The 15,808-nt window shown below is 45.2% G+C and carries 16 protein-coding genes; 11 read left to right on the forward strand and 5 right to left on the reverse strand.

Translation table 11 applies throughout. The features are described from left to right. Positions 1–23: 23 nt before the first annotated feature. From R7M72_RS13845 to R7M72_RS13855, 3 genes are read right to left on the reverse strand one after another with little or no spacing between them, the layout of a single operon-like run. The gene (locus R7M72_RS13845) at positions 24–437 is read right to left on the reverse strand and encodes an ExbD/TolR family protein (protein ID WP_005375322.1); all 414 of its coding nucleotides are present in this window, start codon (positions 435–437) and stop codon (positions 24–26) included. Continuing rightward, the gene (locus tag R7M72_RS13850) at positions 434–1,132 is read right to left on the reverse strand and encodes a MotA/TolQ/ExbB proton channel family protein (protein WP_005385044.1); all 699 of its coding nucleotides are present in this window, start codon (positions 1,130–1,132) and stop codon (positions 434–436) included. Before R7M72_RS13850 ends, R7M72_RS13845 begins: the two co-directional genes overlap by 4 nt. After that, complete coding sequence (locus tag R7M72_RS13855; protein ID WP_025998667.1) at positions 1,132–1,875, reverse strand: energy transducer TonB; 744 nt, start codon at positions 1,873–1,875, stop codon at positions 1,132–1,134. Before R7M72_RS13855 ends, R7M72_RS13850 begins: the two co-directional genes overlap by 1 nt. A gap of 160 nt (positions 1,876–2,035) precedes the next feature. On the opposite strand from R7M72_RS13855, the gene hutW reads away from it, so the two are divergent. The 4 genes from hutW (at position 2,036) to R7M72_RS13875 (ending at position 5,163) form a co-directional block, all read left to right on the forward strand. After that, positions 2,036–3,406 carry a heme anaerobic degradation radical SAM methyltransferase ChuW/HutW gene (gene hutW / locus R7M72_RS13860; RefSeq protein ID WP_206953515.1) on the forward strand — a complete coding sequence of 457 codons (1,371 nt, stop codon included), beginning with the start codon at positions 2,036–2,038 and terminating at the stop codon, positions 3,404–3,406. Positions 3,407–3,438: 32 nt separating this feature from the next. Further along, a complete protein-coding gene (gene hutX, locus R7M72_RS13865) occupies positions 3,439–3,942 on the forward strand; it encodes a heme utilization cystosolic carrier protein HutX (protein WP_005385051.1) in 504 nt (167 codons plus the stop codon). Between the two features lie 56 nt (positions 3,943–3,998). Further along, positions 3,999–4,529 (forward strand): heme utilization protein HutZ, encoded by a 531-nt coding sequence (gene hutZ / locus R7M72_RS13870; RefSeq protein ID WP_017635270.1) that lies wholly within the window; start codon positions 3,999–4,001, stop codon positions 4,527–4,529. Between the two features lie 97 nt (positions 4,530–4,626). Beyond that, positions 4,627–5,163, forward strand: coding sequence for an ATP:cob(I)alamin adenosyltransferase (locus R7M72_RS13875; RefSeq protein WP_318056228.1), 537 nt, complete (start codon positions 4,627–4,629; stop codon positions 5,161–5,163). 80 nt (positions 5,164–5,243) lie between these two features. Here R7M72_RS13875 and R7M72_RS13880 read toward each other — a convergent pair whose 3' ends face one another. Next, entirely contained in the window at positions 5,244–6,158 is a 915-nt protein-coding gene (locus R7M72_RS13880) for a chemotaxis protein (RefSeq protein ID WP_005385059.1), read from the reverse strand. Positions 6,159–6,372: 214 nt separating this feature from the next. Here R7M72_RS13880 and ppiC point away from each other — a divergent pair, with 214 nt between their 5' ends. From ppiC to R7M72_RS13910, 6 genes are all read left to right on the forward strand, one after another. After that, on the forward strand, positions 6,373–6,714 hold the full coding sequence (gene ppiC, locus R7M72_RS13885) for a peptidylprolyl isomerase PpiC (protein ID WP_080276970.1): 342 nt from the start codon (positions 6,373–6,375) through the stop codon (positions 6,712–6,714). Positions 6,715–7,058: 344 nt separating this feature from the next. Continuing rightward, positions 7,059–8,363 (forward strand): MATE family efflux transporter, encoded by a 1,305-nt coding sequence (locus tag R7M72_RS13890; RefSeq protein ID WP_053303813.1) that lies wholly within the window; start codon positions 7,059–7,061, stop codon positions 8,361–8,363. Between the two features lie 172 nt (positions 8,364–8,535). Then, on the forward strand, positions 8,536–9,297 hold the full coding sequence (locus R7M72_RS13895) for an ATP-binding cassette domain-containing protein (protein ID WP_017635267.1): 762 nt from the start codon (positions 8,536–8,538) through the stop codon (positions 9,295–9,297). A 20-nt stretch (positions 9,298–9,317) separates the two neighbouring features. Continuing rightward, complete coding sequence (locus tag R7M72_RS13900) at positions 9,318–10,166, forward strand: ABC transporter ATP-binding protein (RefSeq protein ID WP_017635266.1); 849 nt, start codon at positions 9,318–9,320, stop codon at positions 10,164–10,166. Then, positions 10,156–11,670 carry an ABC transporter substrate-binding protein gene (locus R7M72_RS13905; RefSeq protein WP_315957241.1) on the forward strand — a complete coding sequence of 505 codons (1,515 nt, stop codon included), beginning with the start codon at positions 10,156–10,158 and terminating at the stop codon, positions 11,668–11,670. The genes R7M72_RS13900 and R7M72_RS13905 overlap by 11 nt, the downstream gene beginning before the upstream one ends. 46 nt (positions 11,671–11,716) lie before the next feature. Further along, entirely contained in the window at positions 11,717–13,429 is a 1,713-nt protein-coding gene (locus tag R7M72_RS13910) for an ABC transporter permease subunit (RefSeq protein ID WP_196363368.1), read from the forward strand. 313 nt (positions 13,430–13,742) lie between these two features. Here the strand turns inward: R7M72_RS13910 and R7M72_RS13915 are convergent, their stop codons facing one another. Further along, a complete protein-coding gene (locus R7M72_RS13915; protein ID WP_202599865.1) occupies positions 13,743–14,543 on the reverse strand; it encodes a hypothetical protein in 801 nt (266 codons plus the stop codon). Between the two features lie 287 nt (positions 14,544–14,830). Here R7M72_RS13915 and R7M72_RS13920 point away from each other — a divergent pair, with 287 nt between their 5' ends. Beyond that, entirely contained in the window at positions 14,831–15,733 is a 903-nt protein-coding gene (locus R7M72_RS13920; RefSeq protein WP_053303811.1) for a DMT family transporter, read from the forward strand. The last annotated feature ends 75 nt before the right edge of the window (positions 15,734–15,808 follow it).

Consider the following 15,808-nt stretch of genomic DNA (forward strand, 5'->3'; position numbering starts at 1 on the left):
AAGGATCTCTATCTTACTTATTTTTATGATGGCTCTTCAGTGAGTAACTGAGTTGCTTGAATTCCGTTTTCTTGTAAAAAGCCGAGAAGTTGTACTAGCGACTGAATATTCGCGGTTTTTTCTGCTCCAATTACAATCGGTTTATCGCTTGACTTACTCTCTTCTAACAGCGCGAGGGTAAAGTTGTCCCAATCGATATATGTCTTGCCGTTAATAGCCCAGTAAGGCTCGTCTTTAAGAATATTTACCGTGATGGATTGCTTATCGACATCTGCAACAGCCTGAGATTCTGTGCTCGGTAAATTGACGTCTAATGAATCGAGTTTGACCGCTGCGGTTAACATCAGGAAAACCATGACGATAAAAATAATGTCTAACAGCGGTGTTAAATCGGGGGTTAAACCGTTACGACTATTTTCTTGTGGTGTTTTAATCATTGAGTTGCAGCCTCAATCTTCTCAGAAGAGCGCAGTGTTACTTTTGAGTGGTCTGGCGAGACATGCTGTAACGAGATACCTTCAAGCCATAAGTTGACGTAGTTTAAAGTGTGCTCAAGCTTGGCGATTACACGATCCGCCCACAAACCAATGATCTGCGCTCCTGAAATGGCAGGAAGTGCGATAATGAGACCCGCGGCAGTGGTGCGCATAGCAAGACCTAGGCCGTCAGCCAAATCATTCGGAGTGATATTCCCCGTTGAAACCGCGATGCCTTTAAACATGTCAATTAAGCCAAGTACCGTACCAAGCAAGCCAATTAAAGGGCTGATGACGCCAATCAGCGTCAGCAAACGAAGGCCGGAATGCAACTGATGGCGTTTTTCTTGCAGCCAAATACCTGCGGCATCTTCTCTTAAAGATTTCGAAAACGAATGATGAGCAAGCAACATCGCAACACCACGGTACAGAAGCGGCCGCTTATTCGACAACTCTTCAGCAAGTGCTTCAAGTTCGCTCCCATTTGTTGGGTCTAATCCTGTGAGCTTTTGGCGAATGGCTCGCTTTCCTACACCAAGGCTAATTAACACATGGAATAATCGCTCGGCGATGATCATCACGGTTAGAGCTGAGCAAATGATCAAAGGCCATGTCATCAGCCCAAATTGAGTTTGTAATTCTTGTAGTTGTTCCATTATCCATCCAACTTAAAACGAACAGGTACTTGTACTCGGTGAGCGACTTTTAGCCCACCTGAAATATGTGGTGTAAATTGCCACTGTTTGATCGCACGAAGTGCTGAGGCATCTAGCGACTCTGTGCCGGAAGACTCAATCAAAACCTGTTTAATCTGGTTACCATTCTCATCTAGCCATATCTCATACAAGGCTACACCTTCAATACCGCGTCTTTGTGCAGACCTTGGGTAACGGGGTTGTGTTGGTTGACTCACAAACGTTGGTTTGTCGACCAAGACAGGCTGAGACGTTGCCCCTTTGGATTGGCTCGCAGGTGCGGATTGTTGAGCTACCGTCTCTTTCTTCACCGGTTCCGTTTTTTTCTTTGGTTTCGCTTCGGGCTGAACCTTTTGCTTTGTTACGGTTTTGGTGGGCTCGACCGCTTTAGGTTTAGATTGTTTAACCGGTTCAGGTTTTTTCTCTACTACCTTCTTCTTAACAGCGTCTTTCTTGACGACCTGTTTTTTTACAATCTTCTTTTCTGGTTCAGGTTGGTCTTGAGGCTGCTCTTTTGGTGGCGCTACATTTTCTGGTGTAGATTTTTCGACAGCGGGAGGAGCAGACACAAGATTTAGACTTACCGAACTTGCTGGGTTTCCAGCCGGCATCGCGAACACCTTTGTCTCTTGAGAAACAAAAAGAAGTGCGGCATGGATGGCAAGGGAAGCACCTCCTGCAATGACATATCTTTGTACGTTCACGGAATATCTCGGGAAACTATGAAAACTTGGGCAGATTATTACTTACAATGGAAATAAGATCAATTATCAATTGCATTATCATTACGCTCAAATTATGATTCTTGCAGAATTTTTAAGATCAGCTTCCATCCCTTACATGATGGGAGTTAAGCGAGTATATATGAGCGTCGATATCGATAAGCTTGATGAATCAGTGTTGGGCAGTGATAGTCCTGATCCATTGCGATTTGCTTTTGTTAAGAAGCATTCTGCACATGCCGGGGGAGCGAGCGTACCTGTGCCCTCGTCTCAACAACAGGCGATTTTTTCGAGTATTACGGCTAACTCAATTAAAGCGACCAATAAACGCTGTCTTTATATTCATGTTCCGTTTTGTCGCGTTCGTTGCACTTTTTGTAATTTCTTTCAAAATGCTGCAAGTCGCACACTGGTTGATGAGTACTTTGAAGCATTAATGCAGGAGCTTAGAGAGAAAGCGGCATTACCTTGGACACAAAATGGTATTTTTCACGCCGTATATATCGGGGGCGGAACGCCAACGGATTTATCTCCAGTACAGGTTCGTGTGTTAGGCCAGGCTATCCGAGACTACTTTCCTTTGGCTGCAGACTGCGAAATCACCTTAGAAGGTCGCATCAATCGTTTTTCTGATGAGTTGTATCAAGGCGCTTTAGAGGGTGGGTTTAATCGTTTCTCTTTTGGTGTGCAAAGTTTTAATACACAAGTGCGCCGCAGCGCAAAACGTTTAGATGATAGGGAAGATGTCCTCAAACGAGTGAGCGAGATCGCCAAAGAAGACAAAATTCCGGTCATTATCGATTTACTCTATGGCTTACCTTATCAAACCAAAGAAGTGTTAGAGCAAGATTTAAATGATTTCCTCTCGACTGGCGCACACGGACTGGATTTGTATCAGTTAGTGGTTGGTGGGTCAGCTCCCATGCTCAACCTCGTAGAAAAGGGAAAAATCCCGCCACCTGCGACCACACCAGAAAAAGCGGGAATGTATGAGCTCGGTGTGAGCTTTATGGCCAAACACCATATGAAGCAACTTAGCGTGAACCATTGGGCAATCGATAACCGCGAGCGTAGTTTATACAATAGTTTAGCCAAGACTTATGCAGAGGTATTGCCAATTGGCTGTGGTGCTGGAGGTAATATCGGTGGCTACGGGATGATGCAACACCGCACACTAGAGACCTATATTAAAGCGGTCAAAGAAGGTCAATGCACCATCGCGATGATGATGAAACAAAGCCCTCTAGAACCACTTTTTTCTGCACTCAAATCTGCGTTTGACCGTGGCATTGTTCAAGCAAATCAACTTCCATCATTTATGGGAGAGGACGCGTTCGTGTTTTTATTGCCTCTATTTAAAGTGTGGCAAGCGAAAGGCTTAGTACAGCTACATGAACGTAGCGCAGTCCTTACTCTTGCAGGCAGCTTCTGGGCAGTGTCATTGGCTCAAAGTTGTATTCAGGTACTCACGTCAGAGATGAACGAAACGGTACCGAAAGCATCCAATAATTAATGAAAACAAATTGAACAAAAACGGAAGACACAATGGAATCAATCAAGCAACAAGTTGAAGTATTACTAGAGCAAGAACCACAATTATTGCCAGCTGCGATGGCAGAGCGTCTTGGCATTTCCGAGTTTGAGGTTGTTGCGGCTCTACCTCAGGAAATGGTGGCTATTGCACCAGGAGAGCAAGCGCAAAGCATCCTAGAAAGTTTGGTTGGTTTTGGCCCGGTGACGACCATCGTCCACTCTTTTGGTTCTATCTTTGAAGTTAAAGCGCCGTTTCCAAAAGGAAAAGTGGCGCGTGGCTATTACAATTTAATGGGTAGAGAAGGTGAACTGCACGGCCACCTTAAATTAGATAACGTTAAAAATGTCGCATTAGTCAGTAAACCGTTTATGGGTAGAGAGAGTCACTATTTTGGTTTTTTCTCGGAGTGCGGAAGCAATATTTTCAAGGTTTATTTAGGCCGTAACGAAAAGCGCGAGTTGATTGAAGAACAAGTAACCGCATTTCGCGCCCTACAAGCCGAATTAAAAAAGTAATCACAAACATAATCGAGGCTTAACTCGAATACTAATTAGTAAAGTCAGGTATCAATATGGATCAACAAGTTAAACAAGAGCGTTTGCAAGGTCGTTTAGGGCCAGAGATCAAAGAGTTTCGTCAGGAGCGCCGTACACTTCAGCTTGCAACTGTCGATGCAGAAGGTCGCCCGAATGTAAGCTACGCGCCTTATGTCCAAAACCAGGAAGGTTATTTCGTTCTCATTTCTAAAATCGCTCGTCATGCCCGTAACCTTTTAGAAAATCCAAATGTTTCATTGATGATGATCGAAGATGAAGAGTCTTCAAAGCAGCTGTTTGCTCGTAAGCGCTTAACTTTTGATGCGGTAGCAAATGTAGTTGAGCGAGACACAGAGATGTGGCAACAAGTTGTTGAACAAATGAAAGAGCGTTTTGGTGAGATTATTGATGGTCTAAGCCAGCTAGAGGATTTCGTTTTGTTCAACTTAAAGCCAGAATCGGGGCTATTTGTTAAAGGTTTTGGTCAGGCGTATCAAGTGTCTGGTGATGATTTAGTCGATTTTGTTCACCTTCAAGAAGGTCACAAGAAAGTCGAAAGTGCCTGATTGTTAACCGATCATATGAATGTCGATCATTTGGCATAATGAACGTTTAAAGGGAGTTAGGTTATACTGACTCCCTTTTTTATATTGGAACAAAAGCATGAAACCTGTAAGTAAGGAATTGAGCGAGATTTGCTATCCGTTTATTTACGAGGACAGTCCGGTTTGTGACTTTGAAATTACAGCAGATGAACTTTGTAGTCGTATTGGCCTTGTTCTCGCTATGGAGTTGGACGAGTTTAGCCGCGATATACTGACAAGAATGCAGCCTAATGTTTATCATCTAAATGGCTCGGTTCGCGGAAAATTAGCGATTACAGAGGCGGAAGTTGAAGAGTTAAAGGCCGATTATGCTTTGCTCAAGCAACGTATTGATGGCGGCTTCAAAGGCTTTGTTCTACCCGGAGGGCACCCGGCAGCCAGTCAATTGCATTTGTGCCGTTGCCAAGCTAAAAAAACGGTACGAGCATTAGTTACCGTTGAACATACAGGTAAGAAGCAGCCCGCACCTATTTTGTTTCTTTACGCGAACTTATTAGCGAATGTACTTTACAGCCTAGCTTCTTATATTAATCATGCTCACCAAGTCAAAGAGACGGAATTCGTTTCTCGTAGTTACGCGATGCCAAAGAAGTGAGCTGAGAAATTAGCGGATGTGAGCATCAGGGATAGGACAAGCACTGCATTATATTCTCAAATCAAGTCGTCCAATAAGAGTTAAGAAGTCATAGCTTTGGCTTCTAGCTCTTTTGCTCCGCGAAGCATCGCTTCGATTAGTTCTCCTGCATTGAATTTCTCAAGTGCCTCATGCGCGCCAACTTGGTGAGCTCTGTCTACACAGATTTCGCTCGATAACGATGTGTGTAAAATGCGGTATGAATGGTTCAGAGAGGAATTATTCTGAACTTCAAATGCTAACTCATAACCGTCTAATCCGGGCATTTCAATATCGCTGACCAGAATATCAATTGGGCGATGAGCCGCAGCGTCACTTTTCATCAGTTCCAATGCATCTAAACCATTTTTACAGATTTGATACCCAATATTGATGCTATCGAGTGCGTCACATAGCTGTTTACGAGCGATGGAAGAGTCATCCACCAATAGAATACTGAGTGCTTTTAGGCGTTCTCGCTCAATATCTGTCAGCATTGGGATCTTTGAATTCTCGTACTGCGGATAAATTTTGGAAAGTAGCAGTTCCACATCCAGCATTTGAACCGTTTTATCCTCGTAGCGAGTAATTCCAGTCACGAAAATATTTTTTCCAGCGCTCGGAGGTGGCGTTTCAATAGCTTTCCAATCGCACTCAATGATCTTCTCTATACTACGAACCATAAAAGCAACCACGGTTCGCAAGCAATCTGTCACGATCAAGTAGCAGCTTTTATATTCTTCTTCACTTATAGGACGAAAGCCAACAGCCGCTGACATATCGATCACTGGTACTGTTAAGTTACGTATCGTAACGGTTCCAATGACGTGATGATGCGAGTAAGGGATCTTTGTCGTTGGCATGTACGGGACGATTTCACGGACTTTTAGCGTACCGATAGCGAAACTCTGTTGCAGGGTGAGCTTAAACATCAACATACCCTGAGATTGATTCGCTTTGCTAACGACTTTTGCCATGAAAATAACCTTATAAATACCACCGAATTGTGTCTAATCTAATCTTATCAGACGAAGGCTTCAACCATCGGAGAGACAAATGTGAGCTTTTTAGACAATCTTTTAGAGAATAGTGATTAACTGAGCAAAACTTGTTTGTATTTTAAACTCATTATGTAGACGATTTTATATTCCTCGTGTAGTTGGGCCTTTACCGCTGAGTTATTATTAAGAAATGTTTGGTCTGTTAAAAAGGATTGGGTACACTTGCGCGACCAGAATAGTGAGAGATAGATCAATGGCAAATACAGCAGCCGCATTACATATTCTTGTGAAGCACAAAGAGCAAGCGGAAGACATAATCAAGCAACTGAAAAAAGGCGCAAAGTTTCAGACATTAGCGAAGAAGTATTCAACTTGCCCGTCAGGCAAACGCGGTGGTGACCTTGGTGAATTCCGCCGTGGTCAAATGGTACCTCAGTTCGACAAAGTGTGCTTTTCTGGCGAAGTGTTAACGCCGCATTTAGTTAAAACCAAGTTCGGTTGGCATGTTGTAAAGGTGCTTTACAGAACATAAGGCTTGGTATCGACCTAAACATTGTCAGATGAAACCCACAAGCATTAAATATCATCTGTACGGTCTCTTTTCACCAATCACTACCGTTATGACATGGCAGATACATTCTGATCTGCCATGCTCAACCAAACGCTAATCTTTCCAAACTAGAAACTCATTTATATGCAGTTAACTTGGCTTTTCTCATAAGTCGTTATCCTATTTCAAGCTTTGGTATGAGAATACGTTTGCTGGTTGTATCAATTATCAATGCTATTCCTTGCTGGCGAACTTTGGTTCATGTTCGGACGCCATTCGCATATGATAGCGACCTTATAAAAAATTAACCCCGTTCATAATTTAAGATGTCCCTGACTCATAAAGACTATTTTAAAATCGCATTTCCTTTCATTGTTTCTACTGTTACCCAACCATTATTGGGGGCGGTGGACACCGCGGTGATCGGTAAACTCGGTGTGGCTGAGATGATTGGTGGTGTGGCGATCGGCACCGTCATCATGAATACCTTGTATTGGCTGTTTGGCTTTTTCCGCGTCAGTACTACCGGGCAAAGTGCAATTGCATTAGGTAAAAATAGCCCAGAAGATCAAGCGAGCAGCTTATTCCGTCCTTTCGTGCTTTCGCTCTGCCTTGGCTTGATTTTCATTGCGTTGCAGTCCGTGATTTGGATGGGGGCAGAGCTGATTATCTCCCCTGATGCCGTCGTGGCAGAAAACGCTAAGATTTACTTCGATATTATGATCTTTGGTGCGCCATTTGTACTGCTGAACTACACCGTGATTGGTTGGTTGATGGGGCAGGCGAAAGCCAAAGAAACCTTGTTCACGCAAGTGTTTGGTAACGTGCTGAACATCGTGCTGGATATCGTATTTGTGTTGTACTTCGATATGGGGATTGCTGGCGTTGCGGTAGCGACACTTATCGCGCAAATCTCGACGTTTGTTATCGGTGCGGTGCTGGTGTTGAAAACCTGTCGCTTCCCGCTGTTTGATTACATTCAAACAGCGAAAATGACGCGTAAAGATCTCAAAGTTATCGCGTCTTCCAATATGGATCTGCTGCTTCGTACTGTGTGTCTATTGGTGTTCTTCAACATGATGGCGCGTGTAGGCTCTCAACTAGGTTCTGATGTGCTCGCGGCGAACGCAATCTTGATGCAAGTGACCTTTATCGTCAGCTACATGTTTGATGGTGTAGCGAATGCGTCGAGCGTCTTTGCAGGTAAAGCCGTAGGGCAGAAGAATCCGACATTGCTTGATAACGTGATTAAGCTAAACACGCAATGGACCGCGGCGTTCGTTGTTGTATTGACCTTGCTGTTGGTACTGTTCAAACACCAAGTGGTGACGTTGTTTACCACTTTGCCAAACCTTGTTGCGCTGTACCTAGACATGAGCCCTTGGTTATTGGCATTCCCGCTGGTTGCTGGTTTTGGTCTTACGTTTTACGGCATCTTTACCGGCACGGGGACAACGCGACCAGTTCGTAACTCTACCTTCCTAACCATGGTGTTGTTCTTAGTGACGCAATTTATTGCGGTGCAATACTGGGGCAATCACGGTTTGTGGCTGGCATTCACTTTGTTCTACGTTGGGCGCTTTGTCTTCTTGTTCCCGTACCTCGATCAAGTGAAACAAAAGTGTCAGTAATTCACGCTTTTACAATCGGTTTTATTTCGATTTTTTATCGCAAGGGCGGAGCCATCTGCCCTTGCTGATAAAAGCGTGAAAAAGGTGATGAAATAACCCCTCTGAGTTGTTTTCTTGCTCAGACCTGCGTGATACTATCGTTATGTTATATTGTTACATTTAGTTTGATGTCGTGATTTCTCAACCAATACTCTCCGTTAATAATCTCAGCCTTACAGACTCAGAACGCACACTCTTCAAAGACATTTCTTTTGAGCTGTTTCAAGGTGAAGTTCTTGCCATTATGGGACCTTCCGGCATTGGTAAATCCATGTTGTCGAAAGCCGTCGCAGGTTTTTTGCCGTCTGATATTTGGGTAGACGGAATTATCCAGCTTAACAGCAGTGAAGTCGCACAAACTGCCATGCTGCAACGGAGTCAATCCCAGCGTCCCGCGGTCATTTTCCAAGATGCACTTAAAGCGCTGAATCCATTGGCGTCTGTCGAGCAACAACTGTGTTTGGCATTGACGGGCAACAAAACGCGCTTGTCTTCAGCAAACCGAGACACGGTGACGACCTTGTTGTCTCAACTCGGATTTACGGAGCCAAAAGCAGCATTGGCGCAGCATCCAAGCCAGTTATCTGGTGGTCAGCGCCAGCGTATTTGTATTGCGATTGCGTTGCTTGGTAGTGCGAACTTGATCATCGCTGATGAACCTACCAGTGCGCTCGATCCCATCACCGAAGCGGAGATCCTTGAGTTGTTCCGCAGCAGTGTTCAGCAACGCAGCATCAGTGGTTTGTTGATCACGCACGATCTGTCTGCGGCTTTGGCGTGTGACAAAGTCTTGGTGATTGCGGATAACACCATGGTGGCTTATGGCGAACCATGGCAAGCCATTCAGCAAAGCTCGCATCCTTTCTGCCAACAACTTGCGCAACTGCTGCCTTAACCTCATCTCTGGAGCCTATTTTGACTAAGCACAACTTGAGCGGGCACACGCAGCCTAAATCGGCGGAAGTTCGCTTTGAGCAAGCCAGTGTTCACTATTACTCCAAACCAAGTTGGTTAGGGGGCAAACCGTTTAAAGCGCTCGAACAACTGGATCTTGCCATCGACACAAAGAACATTGCGATTGTTGGTCCTTCTGGTGCGGGTAAATCGACCTTGATTGAACTTCTGTTTGGTCTTCGTAAACCCACATCTGGTGAAGTGTATGTGTGTGGTTATCCGTTATCGCGTAGCTCGGCTAAGCAGCGTCAAGAGTTGTGTCAGCACATTCAACTGATTCCTCAAGAGCCGCAATCGAGCTTGAATCCGTACTACACCGTTCGCCAGATCTTACTGGAGCCGCTAAGCAACATTGGTTTGACGCAAGAGCTTAACGAGAAGGTGGAAAAGGTTTTGACGGATGTCGGTTTGGATCTCACATTGCTGGATCGTAACCCGCAGCAATTATCAGTTGGGCAAGCTCAACGTGTGGCTATCGCCAGAGCTTTGATTGTTGAGCCTTGCGTGTTGGTTGCCGATGAGCCAACCAGTAGCTTAGACCCCGTCAGTCGTAAACAGATTCTCGACTTGTTGGCAGGCATTCAAAAGAGTCGTCAGATGCGCTTGATTTTGGTGACACATGACCTCGATGCGGCACAAACCCTATGCGATGAAATCCTAGTGTTAGACAAAGGACGCGTTGTCGAGCACGGCACAGCACAGAACGTGACAAATAACCCATCGCACTTGATCACGAGAGCCTTGATGAGCGCTCAACACAAAAGTAATGAATTCACAAAAACCATTGGAGAGGTTTCTTATGCACCTTAGTACTCCCAAGTTAGCTTTGTCGCTGGCTTTAAGCGCACTGCTGACGGGTTGTTTTGACTCTGGCGAAAGCAAGCCAGAAGCGGAAAAAGCAGCTGCACCGCAAGCAACGGAAATTCGCGTTGCCATGATGCAACCACCACGCACAGGTTTGTCACCACTTTCAGATGACGCGTTCAAACTGTCACGTTGGAGCACGGCAGAAACGCTGGTGAACCTAAACGATCAGTCGGTAGCAGAGCCTATGCTGGCAACAGAGTGGGAACAAATTGACCCGATGACGTGGCAATTTACGGTACGTAAGGGCGTGAAATTCCACGATGGTTCTGACCTTGATGCCAATGCGGTTGTGAACTCTCTACAAAAAGCATTAGATGCCGCTCCTAAGCCACGCATTTTGGATGGTATCGAATGGCAAGTTCGCGCATTGGACGACTTCACTGTTGAAATCAAAACGACCTTTAACGATCCACTGTTGCCAAGCCGTCTTTCTAGCCCACAGCTAGCGATCCTTTCTGGTGCTGCATATCAAGAAAACGGTCGTGTTGTGCCAATCAATGCGGGTACGGGTCCATTCGTTCTGACAGAAATCAACGGGACAACCAGCGCAAAACTGAAGCGTTTTGACGGTTACTGGGGTGAAAAAGCAAAAGTAGACAGTATCTTTGCTGAATACGTACCAAACGGTTTTGCTCGTGCTGCAGCGCTGCGTACCGGTGAGGCGGATGTAGTTGAAGCGGTTCCTGTATCGCAAATCGCGATGATGGAATCTTCACAGCTGCACGAAGTCGCCATGCCGCGTACCAACACGCTTTACCTAAACAACAAATCAGATGTGTTTAGCCAGTTCGGTTTGCGTAAAGCAGCGGCTCAAGCGGTTAACCGTGAGCAAATCATCAAAACGGTTTACGAGAACCACGCCGATTCAGCAAAAGGTTTGTTAGGTCCTGCATTGGCATGGGCTCAGCCAATTCGTGATGCGAACCCTCGTATGGAAACCATGGAAATACGCCACGCGAACGGTGAGAAGATCACCATCGGTACATTTACCGACCGTGCTGAGTTGCCAGAAGTAGCGGTGCTGCTAAAGCAACAACTTGAAGCGGCTGGCTTTGTGGTTGAGCTAGATGTTCGTGAATACGCACAAATCGAAAACGATGCACTAGCAGGTAAGTTCGATGCGTTCTTGTTGTCACGTGCAACAGTGCTGGATTCTGGTGACCCAGTAGCGTACATGCAAAGTGACTTTAGTTGTAAAGGTTCTTACAACCTAGGTCAGTTCTGCTCTGAAGAAGTGGACGCAGCATTGAAACACGCTGATCGTCAGCCATTGGGTGAGAAACGCCAACAAGCGATAATCGAAGCAGAAAGCAAAATCCTTGAGCAATACGCTGTGATTCCACTGCTTCACGAGCGTGTAATCCAAGGTGAGAGTGACCGCGTGAAGAATGCACAACGTGACCCACGTGAGCGTCGCCTGATCGACCAGTTTACTGAGGTGAACTAACTCGATGTCGTCTGTTGCCAACATGCGCTTTCGTTGGGGCGCTTGTATGCCCGAATGGTTTGCGCGTTTTTTGTCGCGCTTCCTGTCACTCGGGGTAGTGGTTGTACTGGTGGGTTTGATGCCGGATATTGCCGGTATCGATCCAAGCCAATCAATCCTCCGTGCCCGTGCGGGGGCTCAACAATTGCTGACGGCAGAAGCTCTGCAAGCAATTCGAGAAGATCTTCAACTTGACCGCAGCGCTGCTGAGCGACTGTGGGATTGGTTGACGCTTGCCATGCAAGGTGACCTAGGTGTCTCTTGGGTGAGCGGGGCGTCCGTCATGGAGAGCGTTCAACAAACCGCAAAAACGTCACTATTACTGATGCTTACAGCGTTAGGTATGGCATTTGTAATGTGCATGGCGAGCGTGCTTTACACCGTGCGTCGTTGGCAACAGAATCGTTTAGACAAGCATCATGACACGCTCAGTTCGGTGTTGGTCTCATTGCCAGAATACGTGATTGCTTCGTTGCTGATCATGGTGTTTTCCATTTGGTTGGGCTGGTTCCCGCCTTATGGTTGGCAAGGCGTGCAAAACCTCTGGCTACCAAGTTTGGCAATGGCATTGCCTGCTGCTGGCTTGTTCGGGCGCTTGCTCAATGACAGCCTCAAGCGAGTATTAGATGAGCCTTGGGTGATCACTTGGCTATCGGCAAACGTCAGTAAGTTTCAAATCTTACGCTTTGCCTTGTGGCGTGCCGTTAGTAACTTGATTCCTCAAATCGCAATGACGGTGATTGGTTTAACCGGCGGCGCGGTTGCTGTGGAACAAGTGTTTTCCATTCCGGGCATCGGACGACTAATCTTAGGCGCAGCGAAGTCACAAGATCTACCGATGCTGCAAGGTGGCTTGTTGGTGTTGCTGGTGTTCTCGATGTTGATCAGCAGTGCGAGCATCTTATTGCAACGCTGGTTACTCGGGCACAGTGTCACGAGTGGCAAGTTGATCAGCAGTCACAGCACGTTCCGTTTTACCCAAAGCACCACCAAACGTATCGTCAGTGCAACAATCTTTGCCTTGCTGATTGGTTGTGCGGGATGGGCGTTAATGCGCGATCCTTACACTATCCAATTTACTCGCCTTGAATCGCCTAGCTTAGCAGCACCGTTTGGTGCCGATGCGGTTGGTCGAGATCTGCTTGCTCGTGTTGGCGGCGGTATGATGTCGACAATCAAAATGGGCATCATCGCAACCTTCCTTAGTTTGGTGATTGGTTTGCTGCTCGGCTTTGTGACTCGTTATAGCCAAGGCTTAATTGAGATTACCAAAGGTGTGCCATACATTGTGGCGGGTCTGCTGATTGCTGGTCTAACGGGGATGAACCCAAACAGTGCCTTGATTGCGATTGTTATGGTGTCATGGGCACCATTAGCAGCGCACTGTGCAAGTTTGTTGATGGAAGCCAAAGCGCAGCCTTACACGCATCTTGCGCCCATTTGGGGAACCAGTCAGTGGCGAGTACTCCGTTACTACTTGTTGCCTTATGTGCTGCCGCCATTGATTCGTCATGCGTTTCTACGTTTGCCGTACATTACGCTCAGCCTGACTTCTCTGAGTTTTATCGGACTTGGCGTTAAGCCGCCAGAACCTGAGTGGGGTTTATTGATTGCGGAAAACCTGCCTTACATCGAGCGCTCACCATTGGGTGTCTTGCTGCCAATCTCAGGTTTAGTTTTGATGGCAATTGCGGTGAATTTGATTTTTGATGACAAGTGACGAGCAGCGATAAAGCGAAGTGAGCTTCCATATCCAGATGTAATCAGTAATTTGGTAATTTAGAAAACAAAAGGATGTGTTTTCTGCCAGAAAGTACACAGCACGGTCTATGTATATTGGAAGTGCTCAATCCCCACTTATTACCTATACAGTTGGCTTTTCTATCGCTAAGCTGTTGCTAGTTAAAGAAAAGTTATACTTACCAAGGACACTTCGTTAACCAAAGGAGTGATATCCCCTAAAAATGAAAAAAGACTCAGCAAGTAAGCCGAGTCATTTTTTTCGTTAGTCTTGGTTTGTCGTACTTTTGATATTAATCCAGTAGCTTTGGAATATCGCCGCTGAAGTCGATCCATGAGTTAGTACCCAGCGTTTCCGTACCTTCAACACTCGGCTCTTCATAACGCATAACAAAGTTTTTAGGGCCGTGTGCATAAGCGACAACCAAGCCATAAGGTGCATCTAAGAACCCACCATGAGGTACGAGACCTGGGTAGCTGATTCGCCACGCATCACCATCTAGTGAGACGTGACTCAGCGTCAGTTTACCAATCACATTGTCTGGTAATACAAAGAACCAAGTCCATGGCCCACCAGACACGATGGTCATCACTTCATCGATACCTACGCCATTCTCTGAGCTATTAACATGTAACTTGCCGAATTTTTCTTGTAGAAAGTGCATAACTTCTGGAGTCATTGCTTTCATATCATAAACCTTTGGATATGGAGCAACGCCTACTTCAGACGTCGATAGGAAACCGCCTCTGTGTGCCTCTGGTAATCGGCCAGCTTTTTCGATTTGATCCAGTAAGTCACCACGGTGCATAGAAAATAGTGAGATTAGTTTTTCACTTTCTTCCTTTGTAATAGCTCTTTTTTTGGATATTTCCAGAATAGGTTTGGCTTCTTCAGGCAGCGAAACGGTACTAACTCGCACACCAATAGTTTTGAGCACTTCGTTGACCTTCTCAACGCCTTGAGTTGGCGCTCTACCATCACTGTAAGACAGAGTCAGCTGACCCTCTGTTGACATTGTTTTTGCTACGCTTTGTGCGATCGGCATAGTGGCAATCATGCTCACTAATACTAAATTGATCCATTTTTTCATCATTCGGTCTCCTGCTTGATTATAGGACGATGAGTTGTGTTTTCAGGCCTAAGTGTAGAAGTCGCGCTAAATCAGATAAACAGCACTCAGGTAAACAAATTGTTTACCAATAGTGAACTGACGATGTGGAGGTGTATTAATAAGGAGTCAATTACTACAAACTATTTCTCTTTGGTAAACAGTTAAGTTACTAAATGGAGCTTTAATTACTCAATGCGGCTGTTATGGTTAAGTCTTTAGTGCTTGAGCACTAGTAGAGTATTTATCCCCTTAAAATAGATGGCCTTGATGTGAAAAATATTAAATATCACCTTTTGTCCTTATTAGTGACAGCGCTGGTTGCAGGATCTTTTTTATCTTCAGAAAAACTATCCGGTGTAATCAATCCATTCTCCTTAACGTTATTGAGATTCCTGCTTGCAGCACTGGTATTGTTTCCTTTTATTCTGACAAAGAAACATCGCATCAAAATGGCAAAAGATGTGTTTCCAAGAAGTCTTATCATGAGCCTTTTCTTTGCGATCTTTTTTATATGTATGTTCAGGGCTTTGCAGACAACCACGGCATTAAACACAGGCACACTGTATACATTAGTGCCATTTATTACTGCCATTGTTAGTGTTTTCCTCTTTAAGGAAAAATTATCTATTCAGATGCTTGGCGTTTATTTGGTAGGGACTGTCGGGACATGTTGGGTGGTTGTGAAAGGAGATTTAGAGACATTATTGAAACTAAACCTCAACAAAGGAGATATTTTGTTTTTGCTCGGGTGTATGTCTATGGTGTGTTTTTCTGTCTCGATGAAAGTTTTTCATCGTGGAGAAGAAACCATTGTTACCGTGTTTTGTACTCTGATTGGCGGTGCCTTCTGGATGTTGCTGGCATTGTTTGTATTCCATCAACCACTAGACTGGTTTGCATTAAATGCCGAGCTTACCTTGCACATGCTATACCTCGCTTTGTTTGCGACATTGCTCTCAACCTTTATCATCCACAAAGCCACCGTTGTACTGGGGCCTGCAAAAGTGATGGCTTATATTTATCTAAGTCCTGTATTTGTTGCTTTTATCATGTTGTTATTTGATGGAAAGAGTATACCCACAGCTGTATATCCTGGTATTGCACTATCCATTCTTTCTACTGTGGTATTGCAAGTGTCGAATAGTCAGGCCGAGCGAAATCAAGTCTGTTGAAAAATCTGGCCACCTTCTCACATCTGGCCACCTTCTCACAAAGGTTGCGTTTTCATGCTCAGGTAATCAATTTGA

It is taken from the genome of Vibrio sp. YT-18 (assembly GCF_033337345.1).
In the GTDB taxonomy this organism is placed as follows: Bacteria; Pseudomonadota; Gammaproteobacteria; order Enterobacterales; family Vibrionaceae; genus Vibrio; species Vibrio alginolyticus.

Coding starts and splice junctions, on each gene's coding strand:
- R7M72_RS13845 (WP_005375322.1), bottom strand. CDS start 437: ATGATTAAAACACCACAAGAAAATAGTCGTAACGGTTTAACCCCCGAT.
- R7M72_RS13850 (WP_005385044.1), bottom strand. CDS start 1,132: ATGGAACAACTACAAGAATTACAAACTCAATTTGGGCTGATGACATGG.
- hutW (WP_206953515.1), top strand. CDS start 2,036: ATGAGCGTCGATATCGATAAGCTTGATGAATCAGTGTTGGGCAGTGAT.
- hutX (WP_005385051.1), top strand. CDS start 3,439: ATGGAATCAATCAAGCAACAAGTTGAAGTATTACTAGAGCAAGAACCA.
- hutZ (WP_017635270.1), top strand. CDS start 3,999: ATGGATCAACAAGTTAAACAAGAGCGTTTGCAAGGTCGTTTAGGGCCA.
- R7M72_RS13875 (WP_318056228.1), top strand. CDS start 4,627: ATGAAACCTGTAAGTAAGGAATTGAGCGAGATTTGCTATCCGTTTATT.
- R7M72_RS13880 (WP_005385059.1), bottom strand. CDS start 6,158: ATGGCAAAAGTCGTTAGCAAAGCGAATCAATCTCAGGGTATGTTGATG.
- ppiC (WP_080276970.1), top strand. CDS start 6,373: ATGTTTGGTCTGTTAAAAAGGATTGGGTACACTTGCGCGACCAGAATA.
- R7M72_RS13890 (WP_053303813.1), top strand. CDS start 7,059: ATGTCCCTGACTCATAAAGACTATTTTAAAATCGCATTTCCTTTCATT.
- R7M72_RS13905 (WP_315957241.1), top strand. CDS start 10,156: ATGCACCTTAGTACTCCCAAGTTAGCTTTGTCGCTGGCTTTAAGCGCA.
- R7M72_RS13910 (WP_196363368.1), top strand. CDS start 11,717: ATGCCCGAATGGTTTGCGCGTTTTTTGTCGCGCTTCCTGTCACTCGGG.
- R7M72_RS13915 (WP_202599865.1), bottom strand. CDS start 14,543: ATGATGAAAAAATGGATCAATTTAGTATTAGTGAGCATGATTGCCACT.